Genomic DNA, 26,968 nt, shown 5'->3' with positions numbered 1-26,968 from the left:
CTTTAATTTCTCAATGTGCAAGTTCAAAGAATGTGATTTTTTCCCGATTTAATAGCATAAATTTTTTAATTAAATGTACCTTTTATGTTGTTAGATCTGTAATGTGTATTCAGAAGATATCGACATTAAAAATTTTATAACAATCTCCAAATCAATTAAAAACTTTGAGAAATCACCACTTTATCTAAAAGGGTACACTATATAATTTTAAAAGTAAATATCATTTTCCTTGTTTTTGTGTCTTTTTCACACTTTTTTCTCAGCTAATGCAAATATTATTGTATGTGTTTACCCGTCTGGCTTTTTTATCTCACTTGCGTCACTGCAAGTATCACTATTATGGCATGTTTATTTTATCTGTTTTTGTAGCAAAAGTCCTTTGTCTAATAAAAATTACTTTTTCCGTCTCTCATTTGACCTTCCATGACTGCAACAGTTCAATCGACATGATGCCCTTTCCACTATGTGTCACAGTCGAATGACCACTCGTCATCGTCTCACCCACGCTCACACTGCAGTACGAAGAAAAAACACGTCCCCATTGTTTCCAGAAATCTGTCTCAATCAACGGATCATCACCTAGGTAATCTGCTGTTGACAGGTAATACTGCCAATTTCCTTTTTCATAGCCATTCGTCCAGTTTCCATCCCACTTCTTAGCCAGTATCTTTGCCACTTCTGTCTTCTGAGCCTCAGCATCCTCTGCATCTTCCATATAATAAATAGCATTATATAAATAGTTAGAAGTAGGGATGATCACATCATTTTCTGCCTGAATCTTCATATTCTGCATTATAAGGTACGAGGTTGCATTCAGCTGGATATATTCTACTTGATCTGCACCTGGTGTCAAAACAAGATACATGATATCCGTAAACGTTCCCAGATCCTTCTCGTCGCAATAATATGGTGCATTTTGTATTGCTGCTTCAATCTGATTACAGTCATCTCCAAAGGAAAGTCCAAATGGAATATCTGACCAGTCAATTGAAAGGGATTCATAGTTATGTAAAAATAGATCTACTGTCAACCCATTATCTGTCGGATCAAGCACACATCCAATGCAGCTGCCAAGACTCTCATCGTACCAGTAATTAAGCCAAAATCCGCTCTCCAAATATGGATACTGACTAGACTGGTATGATGCCCCTCTCTCTTTTAATAATGCCTGTTCAATTTGATCAGACACTTGATCACCGATCGCAAGTAATTCATCGGTGCTTTCTGCCGTTATGTCAGTTTGGAAACTGACTTTGACAGTATCGCTTGTGTCTTGTGCCAATAAATATTCTATAGCCGACTGTACATCAAGCGTTTCCTGATCATTCTTGGCAAACACTGGCACAACTGCTGACAGCATTACAGAAACACATGTAGGTGCAACTAATATTCGAACTCTTTTGCTCATAGTTTGTACCTCCTTCTTTGAAATATCACTCACAATATTGTTTTATTTTTTCTTCTATCTGTATGTTATCATGAATACCAGTATTTTGTCAATTTTATTTAGGTTTTTAAACAGCTACTTTTTTCTCAAATCTCCACCAATACTTTACAGGTCTTTATCTGGCAAGCAATTCCATACTTTAAAATCTTATGAAAACCAGCATCTCTAAGCTTCTGTGTATAGTCTCGATCTTTGATCTGCTTTAATGCCTCTTTACAATCTTTTTCTAGTTGATCTTCATCATCTGAATATTTTACTTCTATTACAATTCCAATATCTGAATCATCAATCTCGATCAAGATATCGCTAAATCCACTTCCGGATTCTCGATTTGATGACACCTCCCAGCCTGTCTTGAAACTCAAAATCCCAAGAAGAATACCATGGTAGAAATTTTCTTTGATTGATTTTCGAACAAAAGTATCACGAATGCTAATTGTCTTACCCATATAGGCAGTCAACAGCCGTTCAACCTCTTTTTCTTTTCCTTCCATCAATGCCTGACAAAATGCATTTGCCATTTGACCATCTTTTTTGACTTCATCTTGAAACAGACTTAAAATATTATCTGTGACTATATTTCTGATCTCCCGATTCGGAATTACCAAACGATAGCGTCCATCGTCCTCTGATCCTCTTTGGGTCAAATACCCAGTCATAAAGAGTGTACTCCATAAATTATCAATTGTGGAATATAATTCTTTGTAGGTAATCGTTTCATTAATCCGCTTTCGAACCACATTTCCACTCACAAGACGTTCTAATTCTGTTTTTGCAAGCTTCTGTGGTTCCCCAACACTGTCAATAAAATGATTGATTACTTCGTTCCCGCTTGTGTTTAACCAATAATTTTTTGGTGTCGCATTGGGGGTTGTCAAATGGTCTGCGCAATAATTTACAACATCCCAAGGGCAATAGACATCTGTATTTCCAAACCGATATCCATCATACCATTCTTTGACTTCCTCATAATGATCTTGCTGATTCAAACTTTTAAGCATCTTTTTCACTTCATCATCAACAAATCCAAATGTTTCATCATAATCCGTATCGGTAATTGAATAGACCTTAAAATTATTTAATCCAGTAAAAATACTCTCCTTTGCAATTCGCAGACATCCTGTCAGAACAGCAAATTCCAGACTATCATTTGTTTTTAATACATTTTCAAAAAAATTGCGAAGTAGTAGCGCCATTTCATCGTAGTAACCATTTTGGTTTGCCTTTGCAAGTGGAACATCATATTCATCAATTAAAACAATCACTTGCTGTCCAAAGTGAATTTCTAACAGTTCTGTCAACTCTTGAAGGCTACTTACAAGCGTGTCTTCTTCCATCTCCCGATCTAAAAGTTCACTAAAAAGTGCTTTATCAACTGCTGTCAGTCTATCACTGTCCAGTAAAAACTGTACTCTTCTAGCCTCTCGGTTCACCAATTTGATCAACTGAGCCTTGGCCTTTGCATACGAATCTGCATGAATGCTCTTTAAGCTGATCGATACAACTGGATATTTTCCCATATGTTTTTCGCATAATTCATTATTTTTAGAAATAGAAAGACCTTGAAAAAACTTTGGATCGGTTCCAATCTCGAAGAAGTGCTGAAGCATACTCATATTCAGTGTTTTTCCAAAGCGGCGTGGTCTTGTAAACAAAGATACTTTATTTCTTCTGTTAAGAACTTGTTCGATTAATTGAGTTTTATCTACATAATAATACCCATGTCTTCTAATTTCCGCGAAATCCTCAATTCCTACCGGAAGTCTTAATTGCTCCATTTCTTAAACTCCTTTCCGATTACCGACACCATTATTTGTTTTATCTTTTTCTTCATACGTGCAAAAAGACTCCACGAGTCCGTGGAGTCTTCGTAACATATAAAAGCCATTCCCCTATTACAGATTTGCTCTAATTTCCTTCGGACGGAAACCACCCTCTGCTAATGCAGCGATGATCTCTTTCTTATGGCTCTCACCAAAGCTCTCCATGGTGATCTTTAACTCTACTGCGGCGCTTCTGTTTATGGTAATAAACTGATTGTGGTCAAGCTTAATGATATTGCCCTTTACCTGCGCGATAAGGGAAGCAACCTTTGCTAACTCGCCCGGCTTATCTGGAAGCAGACAGGATACGGAGAAGATTCTTCCTCTCTGAATTAATCCGTGCTGTACAACAGAGGACATGGTGATGACATCCATGTTACCACCGCTTAAGATGGAAACGATCTTCTTGTTCTTTACATCAAGATGCTTGAGTGCTGCAACAGTCAAAAGTCCAGAGTTTTCTACAACCATCTTGTGATTCTCGATCATATCAAGGAATGCACCGATCAGCTCGTCATCTGGTACGGTGATGATCTCATCTACATTTGCTTTAATGTACGGGAACAGCTTATCTCCAGGAGTGCGCACTGCTGTACCATCTGCAATTGTGTTGACACTCGGAAGGCTTACAACATGATCAGCCTTTAAAGATTCCTGCATACAATTTGCATCTTCTGGCTCTACTCCGATAACCTTAATCTTTGGATTAAGCATCTTAGCTAATGTGGAAACACCTGTACACAGTCCGCCGCCGCCGATTGGGCAAAGAATGTAATCAACAGTCGGAAGCTCCTTTATAATCTCCATTGCGATGCTTCCCTGTCCACATGCAACATCCAGATCATTAAAAGCATGGATAAATGTATATCCATGTTCTTCTGCAAGCTTCAACGCATGCTCACATGCGTCATCATACACATCTCCGTACAGAACAACCTCAGCGCCATAGCTCTTGGTACGGTTAATCTTAATTAACGGTGTATTTGTCGGCATAACGATAACTGCCTTTGCGTTATACAGCTTTGCTGCGTAAGCAACACCCTGTGCGTGATTTCCTGCGGATGCAGTGATGATACCCTTTGCGCGATCCTCCTCACTTAAAGTGGAAATCTTGTAGTACGCACCTCTTACCTTGTAAGCTCCGGTGTACTGCATATTCTCAGGCTTGAAATAGACCTTATTTCCAGTCTGGTTTGAGAAATACTCGCTGTACTTTAATTTTGTCTCCAGTGTGACGCGGCTTACGATCTCACTGGCTTCCTCAAATTTCTCTAATGTCAATTCTTCCATTTTCTCATGCCTTTCTTTTCGCTTGTTGTGCGTTACTTGCTGCACTTTCTACTACATTGTACTACATTTTACTACATTTTATTGCTAGTTTTTCTGCTTTTTCCTGTTAGAGCTTTGGTGCTTTACTGCTCAGACGATGTGTCCTTGCGGTCAAACAATGCGGTGACAAACTGCTCGGAATTAAACTTCTGCAGATCATCAATGCGCTCGCCAACACCGATATATTTAACCGGAATGCCAAGCTCGGACTGGATCGCTACTGCGATTCCACCCTTTGCGGTTCCATCCATCTTTGTTAAGATGATACCACTAATATCAGCAACCTCCATAAACTGCTTTGCCTGAGAAAGTGCATTCTGACCAGTTGTACCGTCAAGAACAAGAAGCGTCTCTCTGTATGCTTCCGGATACTCCTTGTCGATGATACGATTGATCTTTTTCAGTTCTTCCATCAGGTTCTTTTTATTATGAAGACGACCGGCTGTATCACAGATTAAAACATCTGTATTTCTTGCCTTTGCTGCCTGAACAGCATCAAAAATAACTGCTGCCGGGTCGGAACCTTCCTTATGGGAAATAACACCAACATTTGCACGTTTTCCCCACTCTTCAAGCTGATCAATTGCAGCAGCACGGAAAGTATCAGCTGCTGCTAAGAGCACACTGTTTCCCTCTGCCTTTAACTGATCAGCCAATTTGCCAATTGATGTCGTCTTTCCAACACCATTGACACCGATGACAAGCACAACTGATTTTCTGTGCTCAAACTCGTAGGCATTTTCACCCAGATCCATCTGACGGCGGATACTGTCAATTAAAACCTCCTTGCACTCGTGAGGCTCCTTTAAATGAAGCTCTTTTACCTTCTGCTTCATGTCTGTTAGGATTTTCTCCGTCGCATCAACACCTAAGTCGCCCATGATTAAAATTTCCTCGATTTCCTCATAGAAATCATCATCAATGTCCGTAAAGCCTCTGAAAACAGAGTCAATTCCTGAAACAATGCTGTTTCTTGTCTTTGTCAAACCTTCCTTTAATCGGGCAAAAAAGCCTTTTTTCTTCTCTTCCATAGTCCACCTGCCTATCTATTTCTGTATTTGTTGACAATTACTTGTCGAGATCCTTTTCAATCAAGTTGACGCTTACGAGTGTGGATACGCCCTTCTCCTGCATCGTGATACCATACAGGCGGTCAGCTGAAGTCATTGTTCCTCGTCTATGTGTAATTACAATAAACTGCGTGTTTGCCGTAAGCTTATGCAGGTAGTTTGCAAAACGGCCTACATTAGAATCATCTAGCGCTGCCTCTATCTCATCAAGAAGACAAAACGGCGACGGCTTTAAATTCTGAATAGCAAACATAAGCGCAATTGCAGTAAGCGCCTTCTCGCCTCCGGAAAGCTGCATCATGTTCTGAAGCTTCTTGCCTGGCGGCTGTGAGATAATACGAATGCCGGCCTCTATCACATCCTCATCCTCAACAAGCTCAAGTGTACCTTTGCCACCTCCGAAAAGTTCTTTGAAAACCCGGTCAAACTCAACGCGAATTTCCTCAAATTTTTCCTTAAACTGCTTTCGCATACCCTCATCAAGTTCTTCAATAACTTTCTGCAAAGTCTTCTCAGACTCAACAAGATCTTCGTACTGCGTCTTCATAAAGGTATATCGCTCTGACACCTCTTTGAACTCGTCAATTGCACTTACATTGACACTGCCAAGTCCACGTATGCTCTTTTTAAGTTCACCTATATGCTCTTTTAGCTCACTAAGCGGCCTATCACTTTTGGCTGCTGCCTTAGCATCACTCGGACGAAGTTCATATTCTTCCCAAAGATACTCAGCAAGCTCGTCAAGGCGGCTCTCGAAGCGTTCCTTGTGGTTATTCATGCGAAGAAGGTCTCTGTCAAGAGCAGATAGTCTCGTTGAAAGCTCCTCTCTCTTTGCAAAAAAGCCTTTTAATGAATCATTGATATGATTTCTTCGCTCATTTACCTTTGACAGCTCTGCTTCCTTTTGCTGCACAGTCACCTCAAGTGCCTGCATCTGCTTTTGCACTTCATCGATTTGATCCGTTTTTTGTGCTACAGCATCTTCACATGCCAAAAAGACTGTTTTTAGTTCTTCCTGCTCTGTCTTTCGTTTATCTGCTTCCTGAGCAATCCGGCTTATATTAGCTAAAATAAATTGCTCCTGCTGCTTTAACTGCAGCTGCTTTGTACCAAGATCGGAAATTTCTTTTGTCAAATCGTCGCGCTGCTTCATCATCTCATCAACAAAGCTTTGATTTCTGTCTGCACTGTCTTTAGACTCATCACCAGCAGACTCAAGCTCCTTGATTGCACTTGCTACCTGCTCAAAGCTTGCTTTAATTCTCTCAAGCTTTCCTTCCTGCAAAACAAGTTCATTATTTAAATGCTCGCGGTCTTTTACAATTTCCTCAACGCGCTGCGTTGCTTCTCTTACTCGAAGACGTCCTTCCGTCTCCTTTAAGGTCAAATTTTGAATCTCATTTTGCTGTTTTTGAGTCTGCTGTGAGAGATTCACTACTTTCTTTTCTAATTCTTCAAAGGAAGATGACAACTTATTTAAGTTTTCTGTTTCCTTTTTTATTTTAATCTCAAGCTCTTCAAGCTCTCGATTTCGTCCCAGCAAGTTGCTGCTGTTTTTAAAGGCACCACCTGTCATAGATCCGCCAGGATTTAACAGCTCTCCTTCAAGTGTAACAATGCGAAGGCTTCTTCTATACTTTGCTGAAACTTTCATTCCGTGATCAATCGTATCGACAACAACAATTCTTCCCAGCAAAAATGACACCAATCTTTTGTACATATCTGATGTCTTAACAAGGCTGCTTGCCAGTCCAATCACGCCAGGCTCTTTTAATGCATCCTTTTGCGAAAACTCATCTCGCACCGTGATTGCATCAAGCGGCAAAAACGTAGCTCGTCCAAAACGGCCCTGTTTTAAATATTCGATCATGTGCTTTGCTGTCTGCTCGGTATCGGTAACGATATTTTGAATTGCACCTCCAAGCGCTGTCTCAATTGCCGTCTCATAACGCTTTTCTACATGAATTAAGTCTGCCACAACACCATGGATTCCTGGATTTTGCTTTTTGACCTCCATGATTTTCCTGATGCTGTTTCCATAACCTTCATATCGCTCGGCAAGATTTCTAAGTGACTCTGCACGCGTAACAGAAACCTGATGAAGACGCCGCTGCTCGTAATACTCATTTTGCAGCTGCTCTTTTCGCTTTTGCTCCTTTTCAAGCAAATCTGAAAGTTCAGCCTGTTTTTCTGTCAGCTCTGTTTTTTTCTGTGAGATTTCTTGGTATGCTGCCTGACACTCTTTTTCGCGTTTTTGCCAAATTGACTCATCTGTTTTACTCTCTAAGAGTCTGCGGTTCATCTGCGCCTGCTCAGTTTTTGCCTGTTCAAGAAGCGTCTGATATTTTTGCAGTTCTCCAACAAAGGAAGATTTTTCATTTAACAGGGAAATCATCTTTCCCTGATCATCCTTTAATGCCTGCTGATATGAAGCAAGTCCATCCTGCACCTGAATAAGAACACTCTGTGCGCCGTCCTTTTTTGCCGTTATGTCATAGCTTTCGCGGCTGCATTCCTGACGCTTTTTTTGTTCCTCTTCTAATTGTGCTTCATATTCCTTCTGCTCTTTCTCAAGCACTTCCATACGCTGTGACGTATGAGTACGCCGTAAATATTCGGTATTGATCTGTTCCTTCAATACATTAACGGCACCCTCTTTTTCCTGACGATTTGTCTGGCAGTCACTAATTTCATCGCGAAGTGCACTGATCTGAGTATCAAGACTATTCAGGCTGTCCTGCTGTCTTTCATACTTTGCTTTTAATGCTTCACTGCTTCTATTTGTATCTTCATAGTCTCTTGTCGTAATTGCAAGATTTTTTTCAAGAGCTGCCAAATCACTCTCTGTCTTTGTACTCTCTACAGCGTATGCATCGATATCATATTGTTTTAATTCATCGCGAAGTCTCAGATATTCCTTTGCTGATGCTGCCTGCTTTTCAAGTGGTCCAACCTGCCTTGAAAGCTCTGACATAATATCGCTTAGACGAACCATATTTGCCTGCTCGCTCTCAAGCTTTTTCTTTGCTGCCACCTTACGGCGCTTAAATTTTACAATACCTGCCGCCTCATCGAACAGCTCACGGCGATCCTCTGGTTTACCGCTTAAAATCTTATCAATCTGACCCTGTCCGATAATGGAGTATCCTTCTTTTCCAATACCTGTATCATAGAAAAGCTCCGTGACATCCTTTAATCGGCACTGTGTTCCATTCAGACGGTACTCACTTTCTCCTGAACGATAAATACGTCTTGATACGGTAACTTCATTATAATCAAGATTTAGATGACGGTCTGAATTATCAAATGTGATTGCCACACTCGCATAGCCCTGCGGCTTTCTGTTTTGCGTACCTGAAAAGATGACATCCTGCATATTTGCACCACGAAGCTGCTTAGAGCTTTGTTCTCCAAGCACCCAGCGCACAGCATCGGCGACGTTGCTCTTTCCACTTCCGTTTGGCCCGACAATACAGGTAATTCCATTATGGAATTCAAACAGCGTCTTGTTTGCAAATGACTTAAAGCCTTGCACCTCAATACTTTTTAAATACATAAAAGATTATTCTCATTTCTAACGTTATGCGTTTGTTTTCTTAAGCAGCAGAATAGTCTCATAGGCAGCCAGCTGCTGAGCACCCTTTTTAGTATGACCCACTCCGACACCATATGCCTTCTCGCCAATCTTTGCCTGCATGCGGAACTTTTTATCATGATCCGGACCTTCTTCTGCAAGCAGCTCATATGACAATGGCTCGTTAAAGTCTCTTTGAACGATCTCCTGAAGGATAGTTTTGCTATCGTAAAAGAGTTTTTTATTTTCCAAGTCGTTTAATACAAAACGGGTAATAAATTCTTTTGCATTAGCAAATCCACCATCCAGATAAATGGCACCAATTAACGCTTCCATTGCATCAGATGTGATTGATGCGCGAAGTCTTCCGCCTGTGGAGTCCTCTCCATTGCCAAGACGAAGATATTTTCCTAGAGAAATAGCTTCTGCACACATTGCTAATGACTGCTCACAGACAATGCTGGCACGAAGCTTTGTCAGCTCTCCTTCCGGATATTCATTATAATTGTGAAATAAATAATCACTTGATACTAGTTCCAACACAGCATCCCCCAAGAACTCCAGACGCTCGTTGTCATGTCTCTTTCCTGCATAATGCTCATGCGCATAGGAGCTGTGCGTCAAAGCAAGTTCTAACAGCTTCGGATCCTGAAATGTATATCCGACTGTTTTTTCTAATTCACCCATAATTCCTCCTCACAATTAAAAGACAGAGCCGCAAGGATCTACCTCGCAGCTCATGTACCGTTTTCATTTTACGCCATCGTATCATTAATTAATTCGTACACATCGCCAACGGTTGCCAGATTTTTGCTTTCGAGCTCTTCCTGAGGAACTGTAATTCCCAGTTCATCCTCGATTCCCATAATAATCTCAACCGCGTCCAATGAATCAGCTCCGAGATCCTCAAGCAATCTCGTGTCCATTGTAATTTCGTCCTCCTCGACATCTAAAACCTCAGCAATAATTTTCTGCAGTGTTTCAAATTCCATACAAGTCACCCTTTCTTAATACCTTCTTTTTTAATTTTTGTTCTTACACACTCAGACTTTTTTCTATCTTTGCGGCAATATCTGCCTCAGTAAAGGATACACACTGCTCAATTGCAGTTGTAACTTCCTTTGCTTTTGAACTTCCATGAGCCTTTACTACAAGACCCTTTAATCCCAGAAGCGGCGCTCCGCCGTACTCACTGGCATCAAATTTTTTCACTACGCCCTTTAATGAAGGCTTTGCAAGAAGACCACCGATCTTTCCTGCCGTTGTAGACAGCATAGCGCTCTTGATCTCTTTAATCAATGCACTTCCAACACCCTCATACAGTTTTAAAATGACATTTCCGACAAATGCCTCACAAACCAGCACATCACATGGACCATACGGAATATCTCTCGCTTCAACATTTCCGATGAAGTTGATGTCTGAACATTCTTTTAATAATGGATAAGTCTCTTTTACGAGTGCATTTCCTTTTTCCTCTTCAGCACCAATATTGACAATGCCGACTCTCGGATTTTTAATACCCATCACATGTTCTGCATAGATGGAACCCATCTTTGCAAACTGTACCAGCTGTTCTGCTCGCGCATCTACATTAGCACCACAGTCTACTAAAAGCATGGCTCCGTTTACAGTCGGGATAACCGGTGCAAGCGGTGCTCTTTTCACACCCTTGATTTTTCCTGCAATCAGCTGACCGCCGACTAATACAGCGCCTGTGCTTCCGCAGGAAACAAATGCATCTGCCTTCTGCTCTTTTACAAGCTTAAGTCCGACAACAAGTGAAGAATCCTTCTTAGTACGAACCGACTCCACAGGCGGTGCACCAGTTTCGATCACCTCAGATGCCGGCACAATCTCAAGTCTTGACTTGTCATAAGTAAGTCCCTCTAATGCCTTATTTAAGTCATCCGGACGACCTGTCAGAAGTACCTTTATGCTGCTGTTTTTATTAATGGCATCTACTGCGCCCTGCACCATACAGGCAGGAGCGTTATCGCCTCCCATACCATCTACTGCTACTGTAATCATTCTTTTTCTTCCATTCTTGTTAATTCACAGGGGAGTTTTCTATCCCAGTATCATAATATACGATTCTGTATCAGAAATCAAGAACTTTTTCGGACATTACTTTGAAAGACCTGCTCCAAGTGTCCGTCTCGTGAAATCCATTCACCTTCGTGCTTTGCTGTAACAAAAAGAGCGTACAGTCCGAAAACTGTACGCTCCATTCAAATTTTTAATTAGTCCTCAACAGAAACGATCTCTCTCTTGTTATAAGAACCACAAGCCTTGCAAACTCTATGCGGCATCATAAGAGCACCACACTTGCTGCACTTTACCAGATTGACAGCGCCCATCTTCCAGTTTGCTCTACGCTTATCTCTTCTAGCCTTAGAAGTTTTATTCTTTGGACAAATAGACATGTTTTACACCTCCTTAATTAAAGCTTTCACAGCCTGCCATACACATCCTGGCAGGCAGGATGTGACTACTGTATCAGGAATCCGTACGATTATTCTTGGCGAATATCTCACGGATAATTGACATTCTGGGATCTAACTCTGTACGATCACAATTGCAGGTCTGGTGATTTAAGTTTACTCCGCATTTTGGGCATACACCCTTACAGTCCTCTCTGCAGAGCACCTTATCCGGAATATCCGTCATCATTTCATCCAAAACCATACCATCTACGTCCAGATGATACCCGTCAATGTAGGATTGCTCATCCAACTGTGCGATACGCTCCTCTGCTGACGCATTAGCATCTACGTTTCTCTCAAAGTCAAGATCCATAGGTACCTTTACGCTATCCAGACAGCGGTCACATGGCATCTCTAAAACAAGAGATACCTTAGCCGTTATCGCAATCTTCCTGTCTCCCTCATGTGTAAGCCTCAGCTCAACTGGCTGCTTACTTACAATCGGATACTTCTTACGCTTCCAGATGACCTCTGACATTTCAAGGGGAACCTCATATGTCTTTACAGTACCATCCACAGTAAAAAGCTCAGACATGTTAATTACCATAGCAGACCTCCTCACAGGCTGAACCCGTGTCAAGTATTTTTACATGACACTTTACGCACACTCGTACATTATATAGTTTTCACTACCATTTGTCAACTGTTTTCTTAGACTTTTTTTATTTCATCTGTGCCTGTACAGCGGTGATTGCAACAACGCCTACAATGTCATCTGCAAAACAACCTCTTGACAGATCGTTTACAGGTGCACCAATACCCTGTGTAACTGGGCCATATGCCTCTGCCTTTGCCAGTCTCTGAACCAGCTTATAGCCGATATTTCCAGCATCAAGGTTCGGGAAGATCAGTACGTTTGCCTGTCCAGCAACGGTGCTGTCTGGAGCCTTAGAAGCTGCTACAGACGGAACAAGTGCTGCATCTAACTGAAGCTCGCCATCAACGTCAAGCTCTGGATACTGCTCTTTTGCAATCTTGGTAGCCTCTACAACCTTTGTTACGAGATCATGCTTTGCACTTCCCTTTGTGGAATGAGACAGCATAGCAACCTTTGCCTTCTTTCCGGTCAGCTGCTCGAAGGACTCTGCGGAGGATGCTGCAATTGCTGCTAACTCTTCCGGATTCGGATCCTGGTTCAAACCACAATCACCAAATACAAATACGCCGTCCTCACCATACTCGCAGTTCGGAACGATCATTAAGAAGAATGCGGATACTAACTTGCAGCCTGGCTTTGTCTTGATGATCTGCAGACATGGACGAAGTGTGTTAGCTGTAGAATGGCATGCACCTGATACCATACCGTCAGCATCACCAGCCTTGATCATTAAGCAGCCATAGTATGCATAATCAGACAGTGCCTGCTTTCTTGCTTCTTCCTTAGTCAGACCCTTCTTCTTTCTTAACTCAACGAACAGATCCAGATACTCCTCGGTCTTCTCATATGTAGCTGGGTCGATGATGGTAGCGCCAGTTACGTCATAGCCCTTTCCGTACTTTTCAACTTCTTCTGGGCTTCCTAAAATGATCAGGTTTGCAAGACCTTCCTTTAAGATCTTCTCAGCTGCCTCCCATGTTCTGGTATCCATAGACTCCGGCAGAATAATTGTTTTCTTATCGGCCTTTGCTTTTGCCTTAATCTCATCAATAAATCCCATGATACTTTAATTCTCCTTTCATTCTTCGGACGCGCTTTTCGCGCTGTCTTTCTTTTATCAATTATAGTACAATCCTTAATCTTAGGCAAGATAGGATTTTCCATATTTTGTTTCTTTTACGGTACAAAATTACAGTTCACGCGTCATGTTACTAAAGCCCTTCGGTGTAATGGTTTCGTCGTCGGACCAAACTCAGCAAGCTCCTGTTATGTTTTTTCTTATTATATATTACTTTGAAAGGCTTGCTTCAAGTGTCCGACTCGTGAAATCCATTCACCTTCGGGCATGCTATAAATATTGATTTATCCGTGAACTGTAGCGGTACAAAGTTGCTGTTTTAATCTTTTTATCGTATACTTTGAACAACCTCGCCCGACGTGTCTGACGAGGATTCCATTGCAGCCGTCAGGATTTCTCACATCGGGCTGTTTTGGAATCACGATTTAGTCCAGCATTACGCTTTTCCTGACTCCTCAGACATCTTTCGGTGCTTCGCAAGACAGGAACATGATTGCTCCAGTGCCGTCCATCCACTCCCACATTGTATCATACAATTGACACACATCCAGAAAGTGGTAACAAAAGAGCAAGGTTTGCAGTTACAAATCTATATTGTTATCGGGTTACTCTGATTATTAATTGACAAATTACTCACTGCTGCAAACTCCTATACTTGTTCGCAACTTTTGTAATTTGCTGCATCCGACATATACCTTACTTTCATTTCAGCGGCTAACGTTCTTAAACTTGGCCGTTTTCTTTCTTCCAGCACTTCATACGGAATCCTTCTATAGAAGAAATGCTTTTGAATACCTGAAAATGTTTTTGTAATTCTCGCCCAGATCGTCTTGTAAGTTTCCTGCGAAAATTCTGGCACAATCCCTTCTTTTGTTTTCAAAAGATTTAACATCCGTAAATCTGGTGCCAGTTTATCATACAAACCCATTCCTACCAAGCCAATCGTATAGGCTGCGGCCTGATGGATGGACATTCCATATCTTCGCATGAACAAAACCTTGCCCATCTGACTGGTATAAGCAGGATCAATCTTACAAAAGGCGATTTCTCGTCTCAAACTCTGATTTTCAATACCGGATGCAATCCTCTGATACGCAAACAAGGTCATATGGTGATTTCCTTTTCGGTTTCTATACTTTCTGGATGCCAGTTTAATTGTTAAATCAATGTCTTCTACTATAAGACGTTTATCTTTTTCTGCACACCAGTTAAATACTTCCTTAACAGCCGCTCCCAAAATATTCGTGATCTGACCGGTCGACTTTTTAACGAGGTCAAATCTAATCAGCTTCTGATCAAGCAGCTTTCCTGTTTCGTCAATCTCTGCCAATGCAAAATGATCATAATTAATATCCATGGAAATTGCACCATTTCCATAATAGCTGTTTTCATATGCCTGCAGCTTCATGGTAACAGATACGATAATATACTGTCGATTCTTCCTGTCCCGTTTTACGGTAAAATTATAGCAAACAGACTGTCGATCCTCCGGCTTGCAGGTAAAGTTGTTTTGAAAGGCTTCATTGTATCTTGGAAGCTTAAAATCATGGAATACGGTGGTGGTACCGTCTATGCAGGTAACAGACAAATCCTTTCCATCATATTTACACAGGAAGTTTCCATACTTTGATGTATGCCTTCCCGGAAGTGCCATGCTCTGATGGCGTTTTTCAAAAAATTCCTGTTTCCATTCTTTCAATGCTTTTTGTGAAGTTTTATTATCCTCAGCAGATTTTTTAATGCCCACGGTATCCTTCTCGGAATACAGTTTCTTACCGCCAAACACAATACGCTCCGGTGGAAGATTTTTTATATTTTCAAGCTTCTTTTCCTTCCGTCTTCTCGCTTCCGTTACCAGCGCCAGGCGTGTCTTTAATTTACGAATATCAGCTTCCACACTGCGCTCATACTCATCCAATTTTACAATCGTTTTGTTGAACAGAACAATCGTGAGACCTTTGACCTTCAGCTGGCATCTTGGATAAGGTGTGACCCATCGTCCGTCTTTTCGATAGATTCGAATCGAGTTCTTAACAGCCTTTTTCTTATCCAGTGCTTCCTGAATCATTTGAATCTTTTCATCACGGGTCTTTAAATCTGCAGTGATTGTTGTGCTGTAATACTTTTTCAGTTCCTTCTGTGAAGATATCGAACCGGAGGCCGCTAAATAGATTGCCGCATTGTAATAATCATTGATTTTGTATTTTTCCTTCAAAAACACCGGATACGCATGATCAATAAGCGGTCCTGACACAAGATATTTCTGATCATACAGGGCATTATACAGATCTATTTTGGCATCATTAAATACACGCATCGTTTGCAGAAACGATGCTGCATTTTCGATGGTATTCTCATCCAAATAGTAGCGTTTGTCCGAATTGATTGTTCTTGACAGCTCCATACAAATCACCTCGATTGTAAATCAGTTAACTGTTGCAATATCATTTTAAATATGTTATTATTATAGCACATTCAAAGAAATATTTCAAGTGTCGATTGTAAAAAAGAATGGAGGCTTTTATGGACGATTTTAACAGAAAACGACATGCCGTTTACAAACTTACTTATCATGCTGTGTTTGTTATTAAGTATCGCAGAAAAGTAATGTCAAAACCGATTATTGAGCACATGAGACAGTATGCCGCCCATCTGATCGGGCAGTGTTATCAGGGCAGGCTCATAGAACTGAATGGAGAACCGGACCATGTCCACATCCTGTTTGAACTTCCTGCAACAGCAGCGCCATCTGTTGTCGTGTGCAGTCTTAAGACGCAGCTTTCAAAAGAAATCCGAGCAAATTTCTGGGATGAAATCAAGGATAAATTGTGGAATAATATTTTCTGGTCGGACAGTTACTTCATTACGACTACAGGAGGAGCAGACATTGAAACGCTAGAAAAATATATCCAAGACCAGGGTATTGAAAAACCGAAACGAAAATATACCAAAAGGCAAACAAAAAAGTGTGTGAAAAAGACTCGCACTTGATATTGATTGACTTATTTTTTTGTTATGCCGCATTCATCCCCGCCCGACTATGGCGGACGAGGTTTTCTGCGGAAAAATGGATAAAAAACAGAGAAAGGCTTATTTTATTTTTTATGCAAACAGTTGGAATTATCGCAGAATATAATCCCTTTCATAAGGGTCACGCTTACCAGATTGAAGAAGCTAAAAAAGCAGCAAACGCTGATTTTGCCGTTGTCGCTATGAGCGGAAATTTCGTGCAGCGCGGTGCTCCCGCTATTATTGATAAATATACGCGCACTAAAATGGCATTAGAGGGCGGAGCTGATCTTGTGCTTGAACTGCCTGTACCTTTTGCAACAGCTGCTGCCCCTATATTTGCATCAGCAGGTGTCTCGCTTCTTACGCGTCTTGGATGCGTTGATGCACTATGTTTTGGAAGTGAATCCGGCAATATTGATTCTTTGATTACGGCAGCACGCACATTGCAGGAAGAACCCCCTGAATATAAAGTACTTTTGCAGCGCTTTTTAAGGGAAGGAAACAGCTATCCAAAAAGTGTCCAGATGGCGATGAACTCTATGGGTAATTTGCTTACAGCCTCACCGAATGATACGCTTGGTGTTGAATATATAAAAGCACTTCTTGCATCTGGCAGTACAATGAAGCCATTTGCTGTAAAAAGAGAAGGCAATGACTACCATGATACAAAACTCTCCTTAGGCTTTGCAAGTGCGTCTGCCATACGAAATCAAATTGAATGTGAATCAGCTTCTTCTATTTCGTCACTTTCAGCTTTTCTTCCTGAAACCTCCTTTTCTTTGATGGAAAAGGCTTTTAGTCATACATTTCCAATCACAGAGGATGATTTTTCGCTTGCACTTGGCATGATAATAAACGCTGGCAAAATGACAAATGGAATGGATCTTTTACATGCAGCTGAGATGACACCTGAACTGTATGATCGCATACAGCGCATACTTTGTACAGGACAAGCCTTTACATTTAGTGAGCTTGCCCAAAATCTTAAAACAAAAAACATTACACGTGCTCGGATAAACCGTGCACTGCTCCACTGTCTGCTTTCTATAAGCCAAGATGATATGGAACTTTTTCGTGCATCTGACTTTTGTTTATATGCACGCATTCTTGGTTTTAAGAGTAATGCTTCTTCACTTCTAAAGGCAGTTAAAAATAATGCAAACATTCCTGTAATAACAAAGCTTGCTGATGCAAAAAACAAGCTCGATGAAACAGGAAATAAAATCCTGTCCCATGAGCTTGCCTCTTCATTTCTTTACCGCCAGGCTGTCTGGTGTAAATTTCATGAAACTTTGCCGGATGAATTTCGTGCCGGCATAGTCATCATATAAGCTGTCTTATTTTTGTTTTCTTTCATAACAGCGAAAATCATAAATAAGATCAAAATATGTCTGTTCATCACTGACATCTGTCAATGACCACTCGTTAGGCGAAATTTCTGGAAAGAACGTGTCTGCCTCATACACATAATCAATACGCGTCAAATGAATGCGGTCTGCATATGGCATAAATGCTTGATATACACTCTCACCGCCTATTATGTAGACATCCTCACTGCGGTACTTTTTGATTTCTTCTAGTACCGCTTCGACGCTATGACAAATGACTGCACCCTTGCACTTATAGTTTTTATTACGTGTCAGTACAATGTTGGTGCGTCCTTCAAGCACACGTCCGCCTGGAAGGCTCTCCAGAGTTTTTCGTCCCATGACAACGACCTTTCCGATCGTTTCCTTTCGAAACAGCTGCTGATCAAACGGAATCGTAACAAGGAGCTTTCCCTGATAGCCAATTCCATTTTTCTTATCTGCTGCGACAATCATATTCATAGATTTTTACTACCTTTATTTTAATTAATTCTTAAAGCTGTGGATCGGTGCCGGAATACGTCCGCCTCTGTTGATAAACGCACTGCAGTCCTTTGTATTAACTGGCATGATTGGTGCATAGCCAAGCAGACCGCCAAATTCTGCTGTATCGCCTACCTTTTTGCCGATAACAGGAATTACACGTACTGCTGTTGTCTTCTGATTTACCATACCGATTGCAGCCTCATCTGCAATAATACCTGAGATTGTGGCTGCACTTGTATCTCCAGGAATAGCAATCATATCAAGACCAACAGAGCAAACGCATGTCATAGCCTCAAGCTTTTCGATGCACAGACTTCCATTTGTAGCTGCCTCGATCATGTTGCGATCCTCGCTGACCGGAATAAATGCTCCACTTAATCCACCAACATAGGAAGATGCCATGATGCCGCCCTTCTTAACCTGATCATTTAACATTGCAAGTGCTGCTGTTGTTCCCGGTGCACCTACTTCCTCTAAGCCAATCTCCTCTAAGATCTCTGCTACACTATCGCCAACTGCCGGAGTCGGTGCAAGTGACAGATCGATGATTCCAAACGGAATGCCAAGTCTGCGGCTTGCTTCCTGTGCAACAAGCTGTCCTACTCTTGTAATCTTAAATGCAGTCTTCTTGATAGTCTCACAAAGCACCTCAAAATTCTGACCGCGCACCTGTGAAATTGCGTGCATTACAACACCAGGACCACTTACTCCGACATTGATAATTGCATCTGCCTCTGTCACACCATGGAATGCACCTGCCATAAATGGGTTATCATCTGGTGCATTGCAAAATACAACAAGCTTTGCACAGCCTAAGGAATCCTGATCCTTTGTATACTCAGCTGCCTCTTTTACGATATTTCCCATTAAACGAACTGCATCCATATTGATTCCTGTCTTTGTTGAACCAATATTGACTGAGCTGCACACACGCTCTGTTACAGCAAGTGCCTTCGGAATTGAACGAATTAACAGCTCCTCTGCCTTTGTCATACCCTTGCTTACAAGTGCAGAATAACCGCCAAGGAAGTTTACGCCAACCTCCTTTGCTGCTCTGTCGAGTGATTTTGCAATCTCAACAAAATCATCCGTTGTCTTGCACGCTGCACTGCCGACAAGAGCGATTGGCGTTACGCTGATTCGCTTGTTTACAATCGGGATTCCATATTCTTTCTCGATATCTTTTCCGGTAGACACAAGATTTTTTGCCAGTGTTGTAATTTTGTTATATACATTCTCACAGACCTTTTCAACAGAACTGTCAATGCAGTCTAACAAGCTGATACCCATCGTAATGGTACGCACATCAAGCTTCTCCTGTGTAATCATATTGTTGGTCTCATTTACCTCAAACATATTTATCATAGGAATTTACCTCTTTCTTGTTTGTGAATTATAGTGGATACAATGCCTACGAACGGGTCTCAATGTCACAAGCTTCCTCGTGCAAGCACGATCAACTTGTGACTTTTCGACCCTGGCATTTCAAATTCTGTGCATTTTTGTGAAGATTTCTTCCTTCTGGCAATGAACCTCTACGCCAAGCTTCTTGCCAATCTCCTCAAGCTCTGTTACAACATCAATAAAGTTTTCTTCGACAGCACTGATATCAACAATCATCATCATATTGAAGTATCCCTGTACGATTGTCTGGGAAATATCTAAGATATTTACCTTCTTCTCTGCCAGATAAGTACAGATTCCTGCAATAATACCTACTGTATCTTTTCCTATTACTGTGATAACTGCTTTTGTCATTTTTAATTCCTGCCTCTCTTATTTTTATTTTATTTTAAGGTCAAAATATTATTTGACCTTAACTTATTAGCTATATGTAAATTACATCAGACATCGCATCGCGCCTTGCGACTGTGATTGGGAAATCGCCTGAATTATATGGATTTTCACTCATGTTCACTTCACAGCATACAGTCTCATACGCAAGCTCGGCATAATTGTTTTCCTTGCTCAAATGGCCTAACACAATATGCTTCATTCCATCGTGAAGCAGTTCATTTAATAAATGACCTGCCGCTTCATTGGAAAGATGACCCTTCTGACCAAGAATCCTGCGTTTTAATGGAAATGGATACGGACCTGCCTCAAGCATATGCACATCATGATTTGCTTCAAGCAAAACTGCATCCAGACCAAGCAGATGATTAATTGTATACTGGCTGTACACACCAAGATCTGTGACAACTCCTACTGAATGACCCTCTGCCTCTGCGCGGTAGCCCACTGGATTGGCTGCGTCATGACTGTTTGAAAATGGTGTTACAGTAAAATCCCCTACTACAATCTGCTCATCGGCACGTACTGGGCGATACAAATCAGGATCTATTTCCTTTTTTACATCCATGCGCTCAATTGCCTCAAGCGTCTCTTTTGTGCCATAAAGCGGCACATGATGCTTTTTTGAAAAAACGCGAATGCCGCTTATGTGATCACTATGCTCATGTGTAATCAACACACCGGCAAGCTCATCTGGCTTAATACCAAGTTCCTGTACTCCGGTATCTATTCGCTTACAGCTGATTCCTGCGTCCACCAAAAGATGCGTGTGATCTGTGCCTATATAGGTACAGTTTCCGCTGCTTCCACTGGCTATACTGACAAATCTCATAATTTCTTCTTATGCCTTTCTTACTTGAGCCACCGTACCTGTCCCAGATGGCTCTATAAGCCATTGTAACAAGCCGTCATGCAAAAGTCAATTGTTTTGTTGCCTATACGAAAGCCCTTCGGTGCAATGGTTTCGTCAATCTATGGCAATGATTCTCCATCATTTTGTGCTTTTCAGATATTTTTTCTTATTTTATTTCATGGTACAATTCCAGATATAAGTAATAATGTAACTTTTCAAATTTAAGGGAGGTATTTTTTATGAACTGGAATCCAACATGGATCTGCCCTGCAAATGATCTGGGCGATCCCGCTGCCGTTTTTGGCACATCTTTCGTCTTTGAAAAAAAGATTACACATGCAAATTTGACAATAACTGCCATGGGCGTGTATGAGGCTAGATTAAATGGCAGACGTGTCGGTCAATTTGTTATGGCTCCAGGCTGGACAAGCTATCACAAACGCCTGCAATATCAGGAATATGATATCACTGATCTTCTGACAAACGGTAAAAATGAAATTGAGGTTACTGTTGGAAAGGGCTGGTATAGAAGTCCGCTTCCTGGATGGCTTGGCTGTGCATATCAGGATGAGCTTCGCTCTCGCCCATGTGGCCTTGCTGCACAGATTGCACTTACCTTTGAAGACGGCAGCAGCAAAATCTTATCTACTGATGAAAGCTGGAAGGTTTCGGACGGTCCTGTACGTTTCTCTGAAATTTATGATGGAGAAATTTATGATTCAGCAAAGACTCCGTTGCTTGATCAGCCAGTTACCATATTTGATGGACCAACAGATACATTGATTTTGCAGCAGGGTGAGGAAGTTTGCGAGCAGGAACGCCTCGCTGTAAAGAAAGTATTTGTTACTCCAAATGGAGAAACTGTTCTTGATTTTGGTCAAAACATGACCGGCTATGTAGAGCTATTTGTAAACGCAAAGGCTGGTGACTGTGTAGACCTTTCTTTTGCCGAGGTAATGGATAAAGAGGGTAACTTCTATACAGAAAATTATCGCGGTGCAAAAGCACAGTATCACTATATCTGTAGTGATGGTGTACAAACCTGGCATCCATCACTTACTTTCTATGGTTTTCGATATATTCGCATCAATGACTTCCCAGGCGGCATTGACTGCGTAAAGCCTGAAAATTTCACGGCTATTGTCGTTCATTCTAATATGAAACGAACTGGATTTTTAAGCAGTTCAAATGCTATGCTAAATCAGCTGTTCTCTAATATTATATGGGGACAAAAGGGTAATTTTTTAGATGTTCCAACTGACTGCCCACAGCGCGATGAGCGTCTTGGCTGGACTGGTGATGCACAAGTTTTTGTACGCACCGCCTGCTTAAATTATGATGCTGAAAAATTCTTCACAAAATGGCTGGCTGATCTGGCATCTGATCAGCACGATGATGGCTATGTTGGTCATGTTATCCCAGATCTTTTACAAAATCCACATGCCAGCAGTGCATGGGGTGATGCTGCTGCCATATGCCCATGGCAGGTTTATCTGGCATTTGGCAACAAGCAAATTTTAAAGAACCAATATCAGAGTATGAAAAAATGGATTGATTATATCACTTCCACTACCACCACAAAATATCTCTGGACAGGAGGAACACATTACGGTGACTGGCTTGGTCTTGATGCACCATCTGGCAGCTATAAGGGTTCAAGCAATGAAGACTTTATCGCCTCTGCCTTCTACGCTTATTCGACAAGCCTTGTAATTCAGGCTGGAACCGTACTCAGAGAGGATGTCAGTGAACTAAGTACACTTTATGAAAATATTGTAAACACCTTCCAAAAAACATGGCCAACATATAATACACAAACCGAATGTGTCTTAGCTGCTCACTTTAAGCTGGCAAAAGATTGTCAGGCAACAGCTGATCAGTTAGCTGATATGGTTCGCGCCTGCGGTACAAAGCTTCAGACTGGATTTGTCGGCACTCCATACTTGCTGCATGTATTAAGTGATTATGGTCACACTGATCTGGCATGGGATTTACTTCTTCGAACTAAATATCCATCCTGGCTGTATCCAGTCACAAAAGGAGCTACCACCATCTGGGAGCACTGGGACGGCATTATGGAAGACGGAAGCTTCTGGAGCAAGGATATGAACTCCTACAATCATTATGCTTATGGCTCCGTTGCTGACTGGGTTTACGGTGTTGCAGCCGGCATTCTTCCAAGAAAGGATGCACCTGGCTATGCCAATGTTACAATTGCACCACATCCAGATAAGCGTCTTGACTGGCTGCGCGCCGAATTAGACACCCGCCATGGCCATATCAGCTCCTTCTGGACAAAGGAAGATGATTCCTGGCGCTATGAGATTACCGTACCAGTCGAAGCAGACATTGTAATTGATGGTGTATGTCATAGTGTACGGGCTGGATCTTACTGCTTCTACAGCGATCAGAAAAACGCTTAACATTCAAACTTGTACAAAAAATACCCACATACTTTCCAAAATAAAATAGGAAGTATGTGGGTATCGCATTTGTTTCAAAATGCTGTATTTATCTGTATTTTTTCATCTGTCGTTCAATCTGTGCCTTCGTCTCCTCAATGCTGTGACTATTGTCAATCACAACACGACTCTCGGCACGAAATTGCGCATCACTTTTTTGTCTTGCAATGGTCTGACGGCAACGCTCCTCGCTGTAGCCTCTTGACTCCATGATACGTTTTATGCGCGTCTGCTCATCGGTGTAAATGTACCAAACGTCATCGCACAGCGGGATCAGATGACCTTCTGAGAGAAGCGCAGCCTCAATCACAATCAGCGCATCTGGCTCTTTGTCGCGTATTTCCTTGATCATCCACTCAATACGTACTCTTACATTTGGATGAGTAATCGCATTAAGGCGAAGCGTCTCAAGCGGATTTGAAAATGCTGTTGCTGCCAGTTTTTTTGTATCAATCGTCTGATCTTCATTTAAAATTTCTTTTCCAAATGCATTAACGATATTGACATAATTAGCCTCTCCCGGCTGCATAAGCTCTCGTCCGACCTCATCAGCTAAAATTAATTTTGCATTATACTCTTTTTCTAGGATTGCAAGCACCGAAGACTTTCCGGCGCCGACACCTCCTGTTATTCCAAGAATCATTATTACTCTCCCTTACTTTGTTTCGTACCAGCTATTCCCCACAGACACAGACACTTCAAGCGGCACGCGAAGATTCGCTGCTGACTGCATCTGCTCAACAAGAAGTGTCTTAACTGCCTCACACTCCGCTGTTGGTACCTCTAGCAGCAGCTCATCATGCACCTGAAGGACGATTCTGGACTGCAGTTTTTCTTCTTTTAGACGTTTGTTTACTTTTGTCATTGCAATTTTCATAATGTCAGCTGCCGTTCCCTGAATAGGTGAATTCATCGCAATTCGCTCTCCAAACTGACGCTGCATATAGTTGGAAGATTTAATTTCTGGTATTGGACGTCTTCGTCCAAACATTGTCGTAACATACTCATCTGTATGACCCTGCTCTACCATACGATCAAGGAAGGCCTTGATTCCAGGATAGGCATTGAAATAGTGCTCAATATATTCCATCGCTTCCTTGCGTGAAATACTTAAATCCTCACTAAGGCCAAACGCACTAATTCCATAAACAATTCCAAAATTAACAGCCTTTGCATTTCGGCGAAGCTGCGGTGTAACTTCTTCAAGCGGAACATGGAATACCTGGGAAGCTGTCAGTGCATGAATATCCTGTGCACTGCGGTATGCCTCAATCAGTCTCTCATCACCAGACATGTGAGCAAGCACACGAAGCTCAATCTGCGAATAGTCAGCATCAATAAATACACACCCATCCTTTGGCACAAAAACCTTGCGGATGGCTCTGCCTAACTCCATGCGAACTGGAATATTTTGAAGATTTGGCTCTGTGCTGCTGATGCGGCCTGTTGCCGTGATCGTCTGGTTAAATGTTCCATGTATACGACCATCCTGTGCAATACATGAAGCAAGACCCTCCGCATATGTCGATTTTAATTTTGTCAGCTGACGATATGACAATACTTTTTCTACAATTGGATAATCTGTTGACAGCTTCTCTAACACTTCTGCTGCAGTCGAATATCCGCTCTTTGTCTTCTTTGCACCTGGAAGCTTTAAATCCTCAAACAGCACTTCTCCAAGCTGTTTTGGAGAAAGAATGTTGAACTCTTTTCCTGCAAGTGCATAAATTTGAGACTGAAGTGATTCAATTTCTCCAGTTAAATCCTCTCCATAGCTTTTAAGTGCTTCTTTTTGCACAGCGATCCCTGTCTGCTCCATGCGGCAAAGATCAAAGACAACTGGCATCTCGATATCTTTATACAGCGCGCTCATATCCTCTTCTTCGAGCTGTTTTTCAATAACAGGACCACAAAAAAGTGCTGCCGCTGCCTGATGACACACATACGCATCAAATGATGGCTGCATTGATGCCATCTCCAATACTGTCTTTCCAAACAAATCCTGGTAGGACGGCAGTTCCTTTGATGCATAAGTTCCTGCAATCTTTTCAATAGGATAGCTTCCCGTAAGAGGATCCAGCAAATATGCTCCTATTGAAACATCACGAAGCGACTGATGATAAAAGGCATCAACACCCTGTGGCTTATGATCTGTCATATAATGAAGGAACTGCTTTGCATCAGGTACATACATTGTCTTGCAGGAGGCTGCCAGTTCATCAGCAAAACCTGTCAAAAGATCTTTTGTGATAAAATTGATTACTGGAAAATAATATCCCTTTGTCCCTGCTGCCACTGCCATTCCTACAATATTATCCTTCGTTCCTGCAAATGAAAGACCAAGCATTTTTTCTTTTTTGAGCGCACGAATCACTTCAAAGCTTTCATTCATATCCTCTACGCGCTCAAGCTCAAGCGTTTCAAATACAGATGGCTGCTCTTCTTCATCAAAATCAAGACGGACACTATGAAATTCAAGGCGATCAAGCTCCTTTTGAGCAGCTGCCTTGTCAATATGAGTACGAAAATGCTCAAGCGACTCTGTAATCGGAATGTCTGTCTTGATTGTTGCAAGCTTCTCACTTAAAAAAGCAGCTTTTTTTCCAACAAGCTCTGTATCACTTTCCTTTAATAAGTAAGCAAGAGGTGAACGCTTTAAATCAAGCTTTTCCTTCCAATATTCCTTAATCGCCTTCTCGCCGGCCTTGTCCAGATTATCAATTGCCTCATATAGCTTTTCAACAGTACCATACTCTTTAATCAACTTTACAGCAGATACAGCTCCTACACCTGGCACACCAGTTATATTGTCTGATTTATCACCTGCTAATCCCTTTAAAGAATTAACATGGCACGGCTCAATTCCAAATTCTTCCTTCACCAGCTGTGGATTAAACGGAAACACACGATCCGGGATTGCCATATCTTCTTTTTTCATATGATATTTATCAAAAATTTCCTGTGTCTTTTCAGCACTTGAATGCATTAGCCACAATGTAGTATTGTCTGTTACAAGCTGAAGATAATCATTATCCTTTGTCAAAATTTTGACTGGAAGCTGTGATTCAAATTTTTTCGCCATGGAACCACATAAATCATCTGCCTCAAAGTGCTCATCCATAAGCTGGCAGATTCCCATATTTGCAAGAACCTCCTGGCAAAGCGCAAACTGCTCCCTTAATGGCTCTGGAGTCTCAGAGCGATTGCCCTTATAATCTGCATAAAGTTCACGCCTAAATGTATCTCTTGTCAAATCCCATGCCACAGCCAGATACGCCGGCTTTTGTTCTTTTATTATTTTAAACAGGTATCTAAGGAAGCCAAATATGCCATTTGTATAAACTCCCTTCGAGGTCATCATAATTTTATGATACCATGCCTCTTTTTCCTCCTGCTTTTTCGCATACAAAATCTCTCTTGGCAAGTTGCCAAAGTACTGCGTCGACAGCAGGCTCGAGCCGTCTATTAACAGCAAATAGTCTCCCATGTTCCCTCCTAAAACTTTTATGATGTATCCACGAATTGCTCCGTTGCTATGCAACTTTCGCAATTCTAAAAACATTCGGATTCGCTGATTTTCCTTGAAAAT

General features: G+C 41.5%; 21 protein-coding genes. 3 read left to right on the top strand and 18 right to left on the bottom strand.

Annotated features, from left to right (window positions below; genetic code table 11):
- Positions 1 to 409: 409 nt before the first annotated feature.
- From LKD48_RS14045 to LKD48_RS13990, 12 genes are all read right to left on the bottom strand, one after another.
- Positions 410 to 1,408, bottom strand: a complete 999-nt coding sequence (locus tag LKD48_RS14045; protein ID WP_308732339.1) for a hypothetical protein — start codon at positions 1,406 to 1,408, stop codon at positions 410 to 412.
- A 125-nt stretch (positions 1,409 to 1,533) separates the two neighbouring features.
- A complete protein-coding gene (locus LKD48_RS14040) occupies positions 1,534 to 3,225 on the bottom strand; it encodes an AAA family ATPase (protein WP_066557953.1) in 1,692 nt (563 codons plus the stop codon).
- A gap of 117 nt (positions 3,226 to 3,342) precedes the next feature.
- Positions 3,343 to 4,560, bottom strand: coding sequence for a threonine ammonia-lyase (ilvA, locus tag LKD48_RS14035; RefSeq protein WP_308732338.1), 1,218 nt, complete (start codon positions 4,558 to 4,560; stop codon positions 3,343 to 3,345).
- Between the two features lie 122 nt (positions 4,561 to 4,682).
- The gene (ftsY, locus tag LKD48_RS14030) at positions 4,683 to 5,630 is read right to left on the bottom strand and encodes a signal recognition particle-docking protein FtsY (protein WP_066557942.1); all 948 of its coding nucleotides are present in this window, start codon (positions 5,628 to 5,630) and stop codon (positions 4,683 to 4,685) included.
- 37 nt (positions 5,631 to 5,667) lie between these two features.
- Complete coding sequence (gene smc, locus LKD48_RS14025) at positions 5,668 to 9,225, bottom strand: chromosome segregation protein SMC (RefSeq protein WP_308732337.1); 3,558 nt, start codon at positions 9,223 to 9,225, stop codon at positions 5,668 to 5,670.
- Positions 9,226 to 9,249: 24 nt separating this feature from the next.
- The gene (gene rnc / locus LKD48_RS14020) at positions 9,250 to 9,930 is read right to left on the bottom strand and encodes a ribonuclease III (protein WP_118614595.1); all 681 of its coding nucleotides are present in this window, start codon (positions 9,928 to 9,930) and stop codon (positions 9,250 to 9,252) included.
- 68 nt (positions 9,931 to 9,998) lie between these two features.
- A complete protein-coding gene (gene acpP, locus LKD48_RS14015; RefSeq protein WP_066557937.1) occupies positions 9,999 to 10,235 on the bottom strand; it encodes an acyl carrier protein in 237 nt (78 codons plus the stop codon).
- A gap of 43 nt (positions 10,236 to 10,278) precedes the next feature.
- Positions 10,279 to 11,274, bottom strand: a complete 996-nt coding sequence (plsX, locus tag LKD48_RS14010) for a phosphate acyltransferase PlsX (protein ID WP_227101255.1) — start codon at positions 11,272 to 11,274, stop codon at positions 10,279 to 10,281.
- Between the two features lie 212 nt (positions 11,275 to 11,486).
- Positions 11,487 to 11,669 carry a 50S ribosomal protein L32 gene (gene rpmF, locus LKD48_RS14005; RefSeq protein WP_066557932.1) on the bottom strand — a complete coding sequence of 61 codons (183 nt, stop codon included), beginning with the start codon at positions 11,667 to 11,669 and terminating at the stop codon, positions 11,487 to 11,489.
- A gap of 73 nt (positions 11,670 to 11,742) precedes the next feature.
- Entirely contained in the window at positions 11,743 to 12,276 is a 534-nt protein-coding gene (locus LKD48_RS14000) for a YceD family protein (protein ID WP_066557930.1), read from the bottom strand.
- Between the two features lie 115 nt (positions 12,277 to 12,391).
- Positions 12,392 to 13,387 (bottom strand): phosphate acetyltransferase, encoded by a 996-nt coding sequence (gene pta, locus LKD48_RS13995; RefSeq protein WP_066557928.1) that lies wholly within the window; start codon positions 13,385 to 13,387, stop codon positions 12,392 to 12,394.
- A gap of 667 nt (positions 13,388 to 14,054) precedes the next feature.
- Complete coding sequence (locus LKD48_RS13990; protein WP_308732336.1) at positions 14,055 to 15,809, bottom strand: hypothetical protein; 1,755 nt, start codon at positions 15,807 to 15,809, stop codon at positions 14,055 to 14,057.
- Positions 15,810 to 15,928: 119 nt separating this feature from the next.
- On the opposite strand from LKD48_RS13990, the gene tnpA reads away from it, so the two are divergent.
- Together tnpA and LKD48_RS13980 are read left to right on the top strand one after the other, a co-directional pair.
- On the top strand, positions 15,929 to 16,396 hold the full coding sequence (gene tnpA / locus LKD48_RS13985; protein WP_308732335.1) for an IS200/IS605 family transposase: 468 nt from the start codon (positions 15,929 to 15,931) through the stop codon (positions 16,394 to 16,396).
- Between the two features lie 113 nt (positions 16,397 to 16,509).
- A complete protein-coding gene (locus tag LKD48_RS13980) occupies positions 16,510 to 17,748 on the top strand; it encodes a tRNA(Met) cytidine acetate ligase (RefSeq protein ID WP_308732334.1) in 1,239 nt (412 codons plus the stop codon).
- A 6-nt stretch (positions 17,749 to 17,754) separates the two neighbouring features.
- Here the strand turns inward: LKD48_RS13980 and LKD48_RS13975 are convergent, their stop codons facing one another.
- From LKD48_RS13975 to LKD48_RS13960, 4 genes are all read right to left on the bottom strand, one after another.
- Positions 17,755 to 18,246, bottom strand: coding sequence for a dihydrofolate reductase (locus LKD48_RS13975; RefSeq protein WP_066557897.1), 492 nt, complete (start codon positions 18,244 to 18,246; stop codon positions 17,755 to 17,757).
- Positions 18,247 to 18,270: 24 nt separating this feature from the next.
- Positions 18,271 to 19,635 (bottom strand): PFL family protein, encoded by a 1,365-nt coding sequence (locus LKD48_RS13970; RefSeq protein WP_227102066.1) that lies wholly within the window; start codon positions 19,633 to 19,635, stop codon positions 18,271 to 18,273.
- Between the two features lie 120 nt (positions 19,636 to 19,755).
- A complete protein-coding gene (locus LKD48_RS13965) occupies positions 19,756 to 20,028 on the bottom strand; it encodes an ACT domain-containing protein (RefSeq protein WP_066557894.1) in 273 nt (90 codons plus the stop codon).
- 70 nt (positions 20,029 to 20,098) lie between these two features.
- A complete protein-coding gene (locus LKD48_RS13960) occupies positions 20,099 to 20,896 on the bottom strand; it encodes an MBL fold metallo-hydrolase (RefSeq protein WP_066557893.1) in 798 nt (265 codons plus the stop codon).
- Positions 20,897 to 21,156: 260 nt separating this feature from the next.
- Between LKD48_RS13960 and LKD48_RS13955 the strand changes: the two genes are divergently transcribed.
- A complete protein-coding gene (locus tag LKD48_RS13955; RefSeq protein WP_308732333.1) occupies positions 21,157 to 23,340 on the top strand; it encodes a family 78 glycoside hydrolase catalytic domain in 2,184 nt (727 codons plus the stop codon).
- An 88-nt stretch (positions 23,341 to 23,428) separates the two neighbouring features.
- Here the strand turns inward: LKD48_RS13955 and coaE are convergent, their stop codons facing one another.
- Both coaE and polA read right to left on the bottom strand, forming a co-directional pair.
- Positions 23,429 to 24,022, bottom strand: coding sequence for a dephospho-CoA kinase (coaE, locus tag LKD48_RS13950; RefSeq protein WP_308732332.1), 594 nt, complete (start codon positions 24,020 to 24,022; stop codon positions 23,429 to 23,431).
- Positions 24,023 to 24,034: 12 nt separating this feature from the next.
- On the bottom strand, positions 24,035 to 26,866 hold the full coding sequence (gene polA / locus LKD48_RS13945; protein ID WP_308732331.1) for a DNA polymerase I: 2,832 nt from the start codon (positions 26,864 to 26,866) through the stop codon (positions 24,035 to 24,037).
- Between the last annotated feature and the right edge of the window lie 102 nt (positions 26,867 to 26,968).

It is taken from the genome of Anthropogastromicrobium aceti (assembly GCF_020687335.1).
Lineage (GTDB): Bacteria > Bacillota > Clostridia > Lachnospirales > Lachnospiraceae > Anthropogastromicrobium > Anthropogastromicrobium aceti.
The sequence above is the reverse complement of the archived record's forward strand: the minus strand, read 5'-3'. Positions and strand labels throughout refer to the sequence as shown.

Coding starts and splice junctions, on each gene's coding strand:
- ilvA (WP_308732338.1), bottom strand. CDS start 4,560: ATGGAAGAATTGACATTAGAGAAATTTGAGGAAGCCAGTGAGATCGTA.
- tnpA (WP_308732335.1), top strand. CDS start 15,929: ATGGACGATTTTAACAGAAAACGACATGCCGTTTACAAACTTACTTAT.
- LKD48_RS13975 (WP_066557897.1), bottom strand. CDS start 18,246: ATGAATATGATTGTCGCAGCAGATAAGAAAAATGGAATTGGCTATCAG.
- rpmF (WP_066557932.1), bottom strand. CDS start 11,669: ATGTCTATTTGTCCAAAGAATAAAACTTCTAAGGCTAGAAGAGATAAG.
- coaE (WP_308732332.1), bottom strand. CDS start 24,022: ATGATTCTTGGAATAACAGGAGGTGTCGGCGCCGGAAAGTCTTCGGTG.
- LKD48_RS14000 (WP_066557930.1), bottom strand. CDS start 12,276: ATGGTAATTAACATGTCTGAGCTTTTTACTGTGGATGGTACTGTAAAG.
- LKD48_RS14045 (WP_308732339.1), bottom strand. CDS start 1,408: ATGAGCAAAAGAGTTCGAATATTAGTTGCACCTACATGTGTTTCTGTA.
- ftsY (WP_066557942.1), bottom strand. CDS start 5,630: ATGGAAGAGAAGAAAAAAGGCTTTTTTGCCCGATTAAAGGAAGGTTTG.
- plsX (WP_227101255.1), bottom strand. CDS start 11,274: ATGATTACAGTAGCAGTAGATGGTATGGGAGGCGATAACGCTCCTGCC.
- LKD48_RS13965 (WP_066557894.1), bottom strand. CDS start 20,028: ATGACAAAAGCAGTTATCACAGTAATAGGAAAAGATACAGTAGGTATT.
- LKD48_RS13980 (WP_308732334.1), top strand. CDS start 16,510: ATGCAAACAGTTGGAATTATCGCAGAATATAATCCCTTTCATAAGGGT.
- pta (WP_066557928.1), bottom strand. CDS start 13,387: ATGGGATTTATTGATGAGATTAAGGCAAAAGCAAAGGCCGATAAGAAA.
- LKD48_RS13990 (WP_308732336.1), bottom strand. CDS start 15,809: ATGGAGCTGTCAAGAACAATCAATTCGGACAAACGCTACTATTTGGAT.
- LKD48_RS13960 (WP_066557893.1), bottom strand. CDS start 20,896: ATGAGATTTGTCAGTATAGCCAGTGGAAGCAGCGGAAACTGTACCTAT.
- acpP (WP_066557937.1), bottom strand. CDS start 10,235: ATGGAATTTGAAACACTGCAGAAAATTATTGCTGAGGTTTTAGATGTC.
- smc (WP_308732337.1), bottom strand. CDS start 9,225: ATGTATTTAAAAAGTATTGAGGTGCAAGGCTTTAAGTCATTTGCAAAC.
- rnc (WP_118614595.1), bottom strand. CDS start 9,930: ATGGGTGAATTAGAAAAAACAGTCGGATATACATTTCAGGATCCGAAG.
- polA (WP_308732331.1), bottom strand. CDS start 26,866: ATGGGAGACTATTTGCTGTTAATAGACGGCTCGAGCCTGCTGTCGACG.
- LKD48_RS13970 (WP_227102066.1), bottom strand. CDS start 19,635: ATGATAAATATGTTTGAGGTAAATGAGACCAACAATATGATTACACAG.
- LKD48_RS13955 (WP_308732333.1), top strand. CDS start 21,157: ATGAACTGGAATCCAACATGGATCTGCCCTGCAAATGATCTGGGCGAT.
- LKD48_RS14040 (WP_066557953.1), bottom strand. CDS start 3,225: ATGGAGCAATTAAGACTTCCGGTAGGAATTGAGGATTTCGCGGAAATT.